A 12330-nucleotide genomic window follows, 5' to 3' on the forward strand; every position below is an offset into this window, starting at 1 on the left:
GTTAAAAATCTTCCAAATAAGTATAGCCGTCAAGGCCGGTTTCAAGCTCTGCTAGGCAGGTAGCTCGTTCTTCAAGCGGTAGTTTGCTTTCAACTAGGTTGGCAAAATTACGCTTAAACTGTTCAACATCAAGGTGTACATAACGCATCATATCGGCAACGGTGTCACCCGCATCCACATTACCAAGCGATAATTCGCCTTGGTCATCTAATGTGGCTACAACGGTGTGGGTGTCGCCAAATAGGTTGTGCATGTCACCTAAAATCTCTTGGTATGCTCCCACCAAGAAAAATCCCAATAAATAGGGTTTATCTTTGCAAAACTCTGGTACTGGTAGCGTGGCTTCAATACCTTGACCATCCACATAATGCTCCACTGTACCGTCAGAATCACAGGTAATATCCAGCAATACCGCGCGGCGCTTTGGTGCTTCTGTTAACCCGCTGAGTGGCAGTACAGGGAATACCTGTTCAATACCCCAAGCGTCTGGCAAAGATTGAAATAGCGAGAAATTCACAAAGAATTTATCCGCAAGCTTAGCACTGAGTTCGTCAATAATTGGGCGATGGAAACGATTTTTGTTGTCCATACGCCTGTTTAGCTCATAACATACACGCAGGTTTACTTGCTCCGCCCATGCTCTTTGCTCAAGGCTTAATAGGCCCATTGCAAATTGGCTGTGTACTTCTGCCAAATCGCCCTGCGTATCATGAAAAATTTCAATCAACGCGCGGTCATCACTCTGCTCGTTGAGCGCCTGCCAAGACGTCCACATATTGTGCAGTAGTCTTGGGGCGTCACTTACCGGTGCAGTTATCTCTTCTACTTGATAGCTCTCTGTGCCAATCACATCGGTGATTAATACCGCGTGATGCGCCGTTAACGCACGACCCGACTCAGAGATGATCTTTGGCATTGGCTGATTGTATTGCTTACAGGTATCGCCTACTGTGTAAACGATGTTGTTTGCATATTCAGCTAAGCTGTAGTTCATCGAGTTGGACGATTGACTACGCGTACCGTCGTAATCCACTGCAAGTCCGCCACCTACGTCTAAATTCAACAGGTTTGCACCTAAACGGCGTAACTCGCAGTAGAATCTAGCGGCTTCACCCACACCAACGCGCACGTCACGAATGTTGGCCATTTGCGAGCCTAAGTGAAAGTGCACCAGTTGCAGCGCGTCTAGCATGTCAGCTTGCTTTAATTGGTTAACAACCGTAAGAACTTGCGATGCAGACAGACCAAATTTGGACTTTTCGCCGCCGCTTGCTTGCCATTTACCTTTACCTTGCGATGCCAAACGTACGCGTAACCCTAAACGTGGTTTAACGTTTAGTGCTTTGGCTTCTGCCATCACGATGTCGAGCTCAGAACGCTTTTCTAAAACGATATAAACTTGATGACCTAATTTTTCACCGATAAGCGCAAGACGGACGTATTCTCTGTCTTTGTAGCCGTTACACACGATCACTGCGCTGGTTTTTTCACTAAGCGCCAATACAGTAAGTAATTCAGCTTTACTGCCAGCCTCTAAGCCAAGCTGTTTTTTATCGCTGGCTGCTTGGCTTGCAATAAGCCCCTCAATGACTTCTTTTTGTTGGTTTACTTTAATTGGGTAAACCAATAAATAGTCTTCTGGGTAGCTGTAATCAGTAATCGCCTGATTAAACGCACCAACAATATTATGTACACGCTGTTCTAGAATTTGTGGAAAACGCACTAGCGCAGGTAGGGTATAACCCTCAGATTTAATTTGTTGTGCAATGTTTGTCAGAGTTACGGCGTGCTGTGGCTGATGTTGGTTCGGCATCGCTGTAACCTCTCCCTGATCATTAATACCAAAGAAGCCTTGGCTCCAGTGGCGCACGTTGTAGCATTCACGTGCTTGCTCAGAAGAGGTAAATTTGGTCATTCAAGTTCCTTAACGTAAGTTAGAGTTCAGCCTGCAGTGCGCCATCAATGGCGGCTACTCACTGAGTGATAGGTAGAATTAACCTGAACTCAGCATAACAACTTATTCTCTGGCAGCTGTTATCCCTTACTACAGCGTTAAATTTGTTTGCAATAGGCCAGCTATTGACGCACAAATTTGCCTTGTATTAAGAAATAACATCTGGCCAGAGCGATATTACGCTTTTGAGCATGGATATTTTAGTTGGTTAACTAACTTTTTATCCCGAGTTCAGGTTAATTAATTTTCGCGCATTAGACACAAATAGAAAGTCTCAGTCTAATGAGTTATTTTGCTCGTCAAGAGTGACAAATCTTTCCCTTAGTTTAGTTGCGCTATAACGTGAATTAAGTGAGTGTAAACAAGGAGTAGTAAATTCTACTCTCGTGGTTTTTTAAGCTAACATTCCATCAAAGCGCAAGATTTGCATCGATGACAATCAATATTATTTATGTCGCTTTGCTCTGTGTGCCTTTGCTTATTTTAGACCTTAAGCTTAGTTGTCGAGAAGGTGGTATCTTGTTTATGTAGCTTATTTCATTTATACGTTGAGTTAATAAAGTTTCAGAAATTTCTGAAACTTTGTTGCGTTTATCGAGTAGACTAATTAGTATGTTATTGGGAAAACTTAAAAATGAGAAAGGACAATGAAAACAATAACATCAGCAGTACTCGGACTCGTCGCTTATAGTTCAGTGGCCAGCGCCAACCAATCAGTTCATGAACACGATTATCAATATGTGGAAATAAACGGCAATAAACTTGCTTATGCTTGTAAAGGAGAGGGCGAAACAACGGCACTTTTACTTGCTGGAATGGGCCTTGATGCTCATGAAACCTACAAAAACACCATTCATAACATAAATCCAAAAGGCTATCGCTTATGTTTTTATGATAGAGCGGGCACCGGAAAAAGCACTTTTGCAAAGCCACGAGTGCGTACTATGTTGGAGCTTACACAAGAGCTTGAGGCATTCACTCAAGCCACTAAAATGGATAATTTGGTACTTGTACCTCACTCTTTTGGTGGTTTTGTTGCAAGAGCCTATGCCAACCGAAACCCTGAAAAAGTAAAAGGTATGGTGCTTATCGATATCGCTCATGAGTCTTGGTATCACGATATGAAAAGTAAGATGTCCAAAGAAGCATGGAAGATAATGGAATGGATCATTAACTGGGAGCGAGATACTCATTCACTAGAAGATTTTGAAGAAGCTTCTGCCCATACAGAGATGTACAAAATCAACCAGAAAATGCCAGTTACTATACTGTCACGTGGGATCCCTTATGTGACTATCCGCTCTACTGGTATGAGTTATGCCGATGTTGATGTTTATACTCAAACTTCAAAAGACTCCCAAATAAAGCTGCAAGAAATTGGCGATAATGTTACGCCCATTACCATGAAATATGCATCTCACCTGTTTGATGAAACAGATCCATTTATTGCCATCAAATATATTGAAGAAATGGTGAAAAAGGTACAATAATATTTTTTACGCAAAGGGTTAGCGGTTATACTGCTGCTAACCCAACTAACAATAATAAAGCAATGTTCTCTCATCACATAATCAGTTCAAAAATCACGACTTTCTTAGTAGCTGCAGCCGGCTTTGCAGGGGTGGTATTGTCAGTACTGGGTGTATTTAACCATCCGGAATTGACGTTAATCCTCGACTTTACAGCAAGCTTTTTATGCTTGGTGGTCGCGTTTAAGTTATATCAAAAGCAACTCAGGGCCTTAAGTTGGGCTGCGGTGCTCGGCGCGCTCATGTCCATTGGCGTAGTCGTTGATGATACGCTAATCCAATTTTCATCAGGGCTGCTATTAACAGTTCAGTTGAACCTAGAAACCATAGCCGTAAACATCAACTTACTTGGCTTGATTATCATCGCGACTGCGCTTAGGGCAAAAATAAAGTTAACAAATGCAAAGGAATAATTAATGGAACTACTCAATTATCTGCAGACGCATTTTATTACTAAAGAGACTTTGCTGCGCGAGTCGCAGTTATCCCACCTTGAATTGGCTACGTTAATTGAAAAACGTTTGATGCCAAAAGCCGCCTATAAGTTAGCATTAAAGCTCGAATGTGACTCATTCTTTGGCGAGCACAGTGATGAAAGCTGCCTAGAATTTTATCCGCAAGGCGCTTTAGTGTGGCTTGGTGCTGTTTCGCAAGTTACGGATGAAGCACAAGCCTTTGCACTCTTTAGTAAACGTTATAAAAACCAACTGCATAGATTAAAAGCGCAAGGCTTTAATCCGCGAGATGCAAAACTGGATCAAAACATAGACGCCCACTTAGAAAGTGAATGGCAACACTTCCTTGGCGGTATTTACGGACTTTGTACTAAAACGGGTTTACCTGAAGATATTGCAAATAAAGAAGCCGCTATCGTTATCATCAATGAGTATTTAGCACGAGATGAACATTTGAGTCCAGATGAACTAACCAACCTTCACCAAGTGGTTGATTTATTGGATGAGGCCAGTGCCTTATTTGCGCCTCATGAGCGTGAACGTAGCTCACGCAAGCGTTTAATCGACGACGTAAGAGCAAAATTTCCAAAGCCTTTAACATCATAATTAACTGTTTTTGGCTTTTTAAATCATGTGAATTGACTTCACATCCATTTCACACCTGTCCGCATAAAGTGTCTGTAACAAAACAACACAAGGGTCAACAGGCCCGAGGACAGGATGATGAACAAATCACTATTAACCTTATCTCTCGTTGCTGCCTTATCAGCAACTTCAATTAATGCGGTTGCGCAAGATAAAAATACACCTCATGTGCTCATGGTGCTCAGTAGTTATGGCGAAATGGGGGCTGATGGCTCTTTAAGCAAACCTGGATTTGAATTTGACGAGCTCAGTAAAGCGTATGCCGTGTTCAAACAAAATGGCATAAAAGTCACGTTAGCCTCGCCAAAGGGCGGTGAACCACTGGCCGATAAGTTCGATAAGAACAAACCCTACAATCAAGCATACAGTAACGATACGACTGCGATGGCGCAGCTTAAAAACACTAAAAGACTGAGTGAGTTAGAGCCCTCGCAATACGATTCTGTATTTGTGGTTGGGGGCAAAGGCCCAATGTTCGACTTGCATGACTCCAAGCCGTTACAGGCAATTATTCGTGATATCTACGTTAACAACGGCGTGATTGGTGCGGTTTGTCATGGTCCTGCGGCATTGGTGGATGTAAAGCTTGAAAATGGAGAGTATTTAATTGCTGGCAAGCGAGTAAATGGCTTTACTAACGAAGAAGAAGCAGCGTTTGGTAAAAAGTGGACCAAACAGTTTCCATTCCTACTTGAAGATAAACTCATTGAGCGTGGAGCATCGTTTGTGCAAGACGGGTTGATGTTGAATCAGGTAAGTATTGACGGCCATTTGATCACAGGACAAAACCCTTTTTCTACGGTAGATACTGCTAAAGCGATGGTTGCGGCACTAGGTCTGACGGTAAGCGAGTTACCGCGATTCAAAGACGATGAAAGTATTTTGTTGGTAGAAGAGTTCTTTTCAGATAGCAGCAAAGCGAAGGCGCGTTACTTAGCGGATAAGTCATCGTTTGATCCTATGTTGCTCGGGATCTCTGGTTTATATCAAGCGCAGCATGCGCAAACTGCTTATCAACTTGCCGTGGCCGTTGAGTTGATGGAATTAACCCTTGCAGATATCGATCACCCCATGCTGTACGAAGCACTAATAAATGCACAGCTCAAACTAAATGATATGTCTGGTGCAAAATCCACATTAGAAGCAGCGCTTAAAAAGCATGGTACGGCAGAGAATCTGATTGCACTAAAAGAGAAAGTTTATGGTTAAGCAAAACTGGAGAAAAGCAATGTTAGTAGTGACTGGAATTATCGCAGGCGTTGCCGCTGTTTGGTACGCAGTATTTGGATTAAAGCCATATAGCGTTACTACAGAGGAATTAACGCAAATATATAGCTATGAGCAAAAAGCGGTGGAGGTAAAGCTATCGCCATTAAAAGCTAATCACTTTTCGCTTGAGTACAAAACGTTTGATGGTGATAAAGTCAATGGGCATATTCTCTACCCAAGTAATTACGACGCGACTAAACCAATGCCCGTTATGGTGGGTGTCCACGGTATGGGTCGAAGTGATGTACGCTGGATACAAGAGAGCTTTAAAGGACGTGACACATACGAGCAAACGGATGAACTAACCAAAATGGCGCTAGCAAACGGGTATGCTGTGATTGCCATTGATTCAAGAAATCATGGTAAGCGTAAAAATCTTGATCATAATATTATTGAAGTTATGCATGATTTAGATTGGTGGGGTAAGCGTGAGCCCTACGAAAACATGGTTATTGATTCGGTAAAGGATCACAGGGTTCTGCTTGATTGGATTGCAACCCAACCGCAATTTGATCAAAACCAAATCAGCGTTGCAGGATACAGCATGGGAGGTCAAATCAGTTTAATTTTAGCTGCACTGGATAAACGAGTAGATAATGTGTTATCAATTGTGCCGCCTTACCTGACTAACGCGGTGGCTCGAGTGGCGATTAAAAACTTTGCGACTGCCGTTGACTCTCCTAAGGTGTGGTTGGTCTCGGCGGATGACGATGAATACGCCAGCGAGCGTGAAAATGAAGCATTATTCGAGGCCATTGCGAGTGTTAAAAAACATCACGTGGTCGTAGAAGGTGAGCATCTCTTGCCTGAAGGCTACTACAAAAAACTACAAGGCTGGTATTAATGAAAACAAGCTCACAACTCAATATTTTAGTGATTGAAGACAACCCCGCGATTGCAAGTAATATAGCCGATTACTTTGATATGCAGGGACATAATCTGGACTTTGCTTATACGGGAGAGCAGGGTTGTGAGCTTGCATTAACGCAATATTTTGACTGTATAGTTTTGGATATTATGCTGCCAGATATTGAAGGGCTTGAGGTCTGTCAGCGATTAAGGCTTCAAGCCGACAGGCATATTCCCATCATCATGTTAACAGCTCGAGATACCTTGGACGATAAATTAGCAGGATTTGCGCAGGGTGCGGATGATTATCTCACCAAACCTTTCTCGCTAGAGGAGCTAGCTGCTCGAGTCAGCGCATTAACTTGCCGATTAAATCCCACACCTGCTGCAAGAACACTCAGTGTAGGGAACGCAGATAAACAGGTTACGCTCAACTATCAAAATCAAACGGTAACACGAGGTGAAACTGTACTCGTGCTACCGCCCATATTGTTCAATATTCTTAAAATTTTGATGGAAAGTTACCCTCGAGCGGTATCAAAGAGTGAGCTCGTTGAGCGTATTTGGGGCGAGGAGGGCACTGACTCGGACTCTTTACGGTCACACATCTACCAATTACGTAAAGCGGTAGATAAGCCATTTCCAACTGCCATTATTAAAACCATTCACAGCGTTGGCTTAGTGCTGGATTTATAGCTGAAATTGCAACTGAGAAAAATGAAAACAAAACAACTAAGAAACCGCATCATCACTTATTTTGTCTCTATCGTCGTGTTGCTCAGTGTATTATTTTCACTGATCACTTTGCTTTTTAGCTACATCATAGAAGACAGTTTTTTTTATCAAATTTTAGAGGATGAAAGAAAGCAGATAGCGCTTCAAATCGTCAATAACGAGACACCAAAAGCACATTTTGACTTCGTCACATTTCATCCTACAACCGACACTTTACCCGCGGTGGTAAGAACGCTACTCGCTGAGGAACCAAACCGTAAAGAGTTTAGCGCTGAGGCGGGTAAACATTATCATATCGCCTTTCTAAACAAGGATGACCGTGGACAAGGTTTATTGCTTGCTGAAGTAAGCGGCCATCTTGTGGTGCGCGAACTTCGAGGCTTAATGCTTGGTTTTTCACTGACCTTATTGGTGATTGGATTAGTAATCGCGTTATTGTTAGCGCTCGGTACGGTAAAGCTGGCAAAAAAACTACTTAAACCTTTGGATGAGCTTATGGCTATTGTAGAGGCGAGTCCCGTTGAAAACCTCCCGACCAATTTTGCATCTCAGTTTTCGCAAAATGAAATTGGTAAATTTGCACAAACGCTAGAATCGGCCCTTGCTCGCATTCGAGCATTCGTTGAGCGTGAACGCCAATTTACCAGAGATATTTCCCATGAATTGAGAACACCTGTCACCATTTCCCAAGGGGCGGTCAGTTTACTCAACCACACTGAGTTAAACAGTAAACAGCAAGAGCTGGTGGCAAGGATAGCGGAGTCTGATCAGCAGATGCAGCTAACACTAGAAGCGTTACTTGCCCTTGCCCGGGAAAAAGCAAATACACCGGAGCAGACTAATCTACAATCCGTGATTGAAGCCTGCATTATTAATAATCAAGCGCTGTTTGAGCATAAAGTCCTAAGTATTGACTTACCCGGCAATGTATTTGTTCCTATGGCCGCGCAGGAGCTAAGATTGGTAGTGCAAAACCTGTTACAGAACGCTGTACATCATAGCCAAGGCGAGCAAATTCATATTCGTTACAGAGATAATACACTAACGATTGCAGATAATGGTCAAGGGTTACCAGAGATCTTTACGGTAAACGAGCAAGCCTTTGAGTCTGGCATGCGGGGTCCTAATAGTTTAGGTACAGGCATTGGCTTATCGCTAGTAAAGCGTCTTTGTGAGAAGTTTTCTGTAGAGGTGATGATTGAAAGTAGTGAAACGGGTGTATCGGTTCACTTAAAGTTTGCTTAGGGTCGTTGTTGACCCGACCCAACAGAGGATGAAAAGGCACGGCGACTTCCGTTATCGTGCCTTGAGAGAGTTTAATTGAACTTAAGAAAACTCGGCGATAACCAATACTCTCTTGTGCTTAGCACTATAAAAAACAATCCCTTCACCACCGCCCTCAAAATAAGTGGAGAAGCAGAAGGTGCCAAGGTACGCAAAATCTACGTCATGCTCTTCATCAAAAAAGCCAATTTCACGAGTGGAGTAGTGGCTGTAGTTCTCGCCACTTTGCTCATCCATAGCGTCAAAATAGCGCGTTTCATCATCACCTTCTTCATCCCACAAATAGGCGTCCCAATTGCAACCGAGTATGGGTTGGCCACCGAATTCAAAGAGCGGAACGCTTTCATCGTTTGCGTCAAAAGAGTAGTTAAGTCGTTGATGTTTGGCGTAGAAGCTGGCTGCTTGCTGATAGTATTCGCTATAGTCTTCAAAATCCTCCTTCTCTTCACTTAGGTTGTCAACATTGTGAGCGTCAACTTGCCACCCATTGTCTGTCAGTGAGTACGAGATATAAGGAAGGTCGCCATCAAAAATCTCCATAGAAATCGGTAATGCGATAAGTACATTATCATCGCTGTTTACGTCTAATTTTGAACAGGCAAGTAGTCCTATTGGTAATAGCTGAGTGTCATTAAACGCGACTTCTTGGCTACTCGGGAATGGCTTATAAAAATCAGTCGCTTGTAACACTTTTGTTGCAGGGCATGCGAGCGCCGAATCTTTAATGTAGAGGGCCATAAAACAACTCCTTTTTATGGTTTATTTTTTTGGTAATTAATACGTTAGGATTATATTTGGTGCACACGATATAGCGATGTGTGTGGAAAATCAATCAGTGTGATAACTATTCGGGCGTTAGCGTGCCTGTCCTTTATATTTTCTTTATATTTTCTCCAAATTTGTGGCTTATCATGCCTATGATAGGGCCATTGCAGTGCTGGATTGTCCGCTATAATACAAACTACATCAGGTGAGAAAAGTAGATACGCCATGGAAAATAGAACATTTAAAATAAAAGTAATGGATCTAACTGAATTAGAAATTGCTGCAAAGTGGGCCCTGCAAGAAGGGTGGAACCCTGGGCTTAGCGACGCACAGTGCTACTATCAAGCCGATCCAAATGGCTTTTTAATTGGCTATCTAGGCGATGAACCTATCGCTTCGATTTCGGTGGTTAAGTACGATGATTCATTTGGTTTTTTAGGCTTTTATATTGTTAAACCAGAATATCGAGGTCAGGGTTATGGGATGCAGATTTGGCAAGCAGGACTTCGATATTTAGCTGGTTGTAACGTCGCATTGGATGGAGTGGTCGCTCAGCAAGAGAATTACAAAAAATCGGGTTTTAAGCTCGCCTATCGCAATATTCGCTACGAAGGAATGGGCGGTGGCGAAGCGCTAGATTGTACAAACTTAGTGGCACTTGAAAGATTACCGATAGAAGAGGTCATTGCGTACGACAGAGCGTTTTTCCCAGCAAAAAGAGTAGCCTTTGTTGATGCTTGGATTAACCAGCCAAACTGCCACGCTTTAGGCATTAAACAGGATGACACTCTTGTAGCCATTGGTGTGATCCGCCCTTGTCACGTCGGCTATAAAATAGGACCTCTTTATGCTGATAACGCAGAACTTGCAGAGACACTCTTCTTAGCGCTTAGGTCCAAGGTATCAGCAACTGAGGCCATTTATTTGGATGTGCCAGAAGTAAATGCAGCTGCTGTTGCGCTTGCACAAAAGTACAAGATGTCGCTTTCTTTTGAAACCGCGAGAATGTACACCGCTGAACGCCCAGATTTGCCATTAACGCGAGTGTTCGGGGTAACTTCGTTTGAAATTGGTTAGTTTGATTCAATCGAAGCGGTATTGCTGATAGGTTGAAGTCAATAGCTCAACAAACTCCCGTACCTTTGCGGGAGTATATTGCTTCGACAAGTACAGTGCGTGAATAGGATAACTTTCATCGTGTAGTTCAGGTAGTAGCTGTACACAACTGCCCATAGCTAATTCATCTTTAAATGCCCATAGCGGCCCGTAATGCACACCAAGGCCAGCGTTTACCCAATTTTTTAGCACTGCAACACTGTTGGCGATGAGTTTACCACTTACCGCAACGGCTTCACGGTGCAGGCCTTTACCGAGAATGAGCTGATCACCAAGCTTAGGTTTATTGTAAAAGATAAAGTCCAGTTTGCTTAAATCGCTAAAGCGTTGTGGTTGTCCCATGCGTTCAATATACGATTTAGAGGCCATCAAGACCCGTGGTACATGGCCTAGTTGTCGGCAAATCAAGGAGGAATCATCCAGTTTGCCAATCCTAATGGCAATATCGATTTGTTTAGCCTTGAGATCTTCAAAATGACTGCCGAGCAGTAACTCGATATTGAGGTCTGGATAGGTGGTTATCATGGTTTGTACCACAGGAGCAATGAAGCGCTCAGCGAAGTCGTGTGGAGCTGCAACCCTTAATGTCCCAGAAGGCACTGCTGAGGTGCCTGAAATCGACTCTTCTAATTCCCTTTTTTCATCTAGTAATTGCTTTACGCCTTTATAGTACTCAAGCCCAACCTCAGTTGCAGCCGTTTGCTTAGTGGAGCGCTGTAAAAGTTTTACTCCTAATCGACTTTCTAAGTTTGCGAGCTTTCGGCTTACCGAGGAGGGATCGGTACCTATCACTTCAGCCGCAGATTTGAGGCTGCCAGATTCAACGGTAAGAACAAACAAATCTTCTTCAGTAATCGATTTCATAGCGGATGTAAAAAATGCAATTAGTAAATGACTAAAATCACTATACCTGTATCCCTTTCACCTAGCTACACTAAAAGTCGATAGAATATTTCAAGTAGGAGAAATAGGTATGTCTAAGCAGTTAACAGGTAAGGTTGTGTTTATCACTGGGTCAGCCAAAAATATGGGGAAGGATTTTGCTATTGCGCTGGCAAAGCAAGGCGCTGATCTTGTCATTCACTATCATAGTGCGCATTCTAAACCACAAGCACTTGAAACCCAGAAGGAAGTTGAAGCGCTGGGTGTTAGGACGACGCTAGTACACGGAGATGTCAGCAATAAAGCGCAGGTAATGAATATATTTGAGCATATTATTAGTGAGTTTGGCGGCGTAGATATCGTTATCAATAATGCCGGTACAATCAGCAAAAAAACGTTTGTTGAATATAGTGAGGAAGATTTTGACAGGCTATTTGGGATCAACTGTAAAGGGGCATTTTTTGTGATGCAAGAAGCCGCAAAACATATTCGTGATAACGGTCGGATCATTAATATGGGCACTTCGCTGTTGGCAGCATTTACAGGAAATTATGCGCTCTATGCTGGCTCTAAAGCACCACTTGAGCATTTCACTCGTGCGCTGGCAAAGGAAATCGGACATCGAGGGGTGACCGTCAATACCATCGCACCAGGTCCAATTGACACTGACTTTTTCCATGGCGAAGAAAACGAGCAAACCGTTAATTATTTGCAGTCTGCAAGTGTAATGAACCGACTAGGGCAAGTAGACGATATTACCCCTGCGGTGCTTTATCTTGCGTCGGAGCAATCACGCTGGACGACTGGGCAAACTTTGTTTGTTAATGGAGGCTTTGTCACTCGTTAA

At 43.0% G+C, this 12330-nt stretch carries 12 protein-coding genes; 9 read left to right on the forward strand and 3 right to left on the reverse strand.

Annotation, left to right across the window (positions count from 1 at the left end):
* Window position 1 precedes the first annotated feature (1 nt).
* Window positions 2-1915: a biosynthetic arginine decarboxylase gene (gene speA, locus NH462_RS05220; protein ID WP_010371835.1), complete on the reverse strand. Its 1914-nt coding sequence runs from the start codon at window positions 1913-1915 to the stop codon at window positions 2-4.
* 686 nt (window positions 1916-2601) lie between these two features.
* On the opposite strand from speA, the gene NH462_RS05225 reads away from it, so the two are divergent.
* The 7 genes from NH462_RS05225 to NH462_RS05255 all read left to right on the forward strand — a co-directional run bounded on the left by NH462_RS05225 (window position 2602) and on the right by NH462_RS05255 (window position 8681).
* Entirely contained in the window at window positions 2602-3444 is an 843-nt protein-coding gene (locus NH462_RS05225) for an alpha/beta hydrolase (protein ID WP_239420802.1), read from the forward strand.
* A gap of 62 nt (window positions 3445-3506) precedes the next feature.
* Window positions 3507-3896 carry a hypothetical protein gene (locus NH462_RS05230; RefSeq protein ID WP_010371828.1) on the forward strand — a complete coding sequence of 130 codons (390 nt, stop codon included), beginning with the start codon at window positions 3507-3509 and terminating at the stop codon, window positions 3894-3896.
* Window positions 3897-3899: 3 nt separating this feature from the next.
* Window positions 3900-4544, forward strand: a complete 645-nt coding sequence (locus NH462_RS05235; RefSeq protein WP_253104593.1) for a DUF6058 family natural product biosynthesis protein — start codon at window positions 3900-3902, stop codon at window positions 4542-4544.
* A 117-nt stretch (window positions 4545-4661) separates the two neighbouring features.
* Window positions 4662-5792 (forward strand): type 1 glutamine amidotransferase domain-containing protein, encoded by a 1131-nt coding sequence (locus NH462_RS05240; RefSeq protein ID WP_253104596.1) that lies wholly within the window; start codon window positions 4662-4664, stop codon window positions 5790-5792.
* Window positions 5785-6696, forward strand: a complete 912-nt coding sequence (locus NH462_RS05245; protein ID WP_253104598.1) for an alpha/beta fold hydrolase — start codon at window positions 5785-5787, stop codon at window positions 6694-6696. The genes NH462_RS05240 and NH462_RS05245 overlap by 8 nt, the downstream gene beginning before the upstream one ends.
* Window positions 6696-7397: a response regulator transcription factor gene (locus NH462_RS05250; RefSeq protein WP_253104600.1), complete on the forward strand. Its 702-nt coding sequence runs from the start codon at window positions 6696-6698 to the stop codon at window positions 7395-7397. Before NH462_RS05245 ends, NH462_RS05250 begins: the two co-directional genes overlap by 1 nt.
* A 21-nt stretch (window positions 7398-7418) precedes the next feature.
* A complete protein-coding gene (locus NH462_RS05255; RefSeq protein ID WP_253104603.1) occupies window positions 7419-8681 on the forward strand; it encodes a HAMP domain-containing sensor histidine kinase in 1263 nt (420 codons plus the stop codon).
* Window positions 8682-8762: 81 nt separating this feature from the next.
* Here NH462_RS05255 and NH462_RS05260 read toward each other — a convergent pair whose 3' ends face one another.
* A complete protein-coding gene (locus tag NH462_RS05260) occupies window positions 8763-9458 on the reverse strand; it encodes a hypothetical protein (protein ID WP_253104606.1) in 696 nt (231 codons plus the stop codon).
* A gap of 252 nt (window positions 9459-9710) precedes the next feature.
* Between NH462_RS05260 and NH462_RS05265 the strand changes: the two genes are divergently transcribed.
* Window positions 9711-10562, forward strand: coding sequence for a GNAT family N-acetyltransferase (locus NH462_RS05265; protein WP_253104608.1), 852 nt, complete (start codon window positions 9711-9713; stop codon window positions 10560-10562).
* A 6-nt stretch (window positions 10563-10568) separates the two neighbouring features.
* Here the strand turns inward: NH462_RS05265 and NH462_RS05270 are convergent, their stop codons facing one another.
* The gene (locus NH462_RS05270; protein ID WP_253104611.1) at window positions 10569-11465 is read right to left on the reverse strand and encodes a LysR family transcriptional regulator; all 897 of its coding nucleotides are present in this window, start codon (window positions 11463-11465) and stop codon (window positions 10569-10571) included.
* Window positions 11466-11574: 109 nt separating this feature from the next.
* On the opposite strand from NH462_RS05270, the gene NH462_RS05275 reads away from it, so the two are divergent.
* On the forward strand, window positions 11575-12330 hold the full coding sequence (locus NH462_RS05275; protein ID WP_253104614.1) for an SDR family oxidoreductase: 756 nt from the start codon (window positions 11575-11577) through the stop codon (window positions 12328-12330).

The sequence above is a fragment of the Pseudoalteromonas sp. OANN1 genome (assembly GCF_024124685.1).
Classification (GTDB): domain Bacteria; phylum Pseudomonadota; class Gammaproteobacteria; order Enterobacterales; family Alteromonadaceae; genus Pseudoalteromonas; species Pseudoalteromonas piscicida.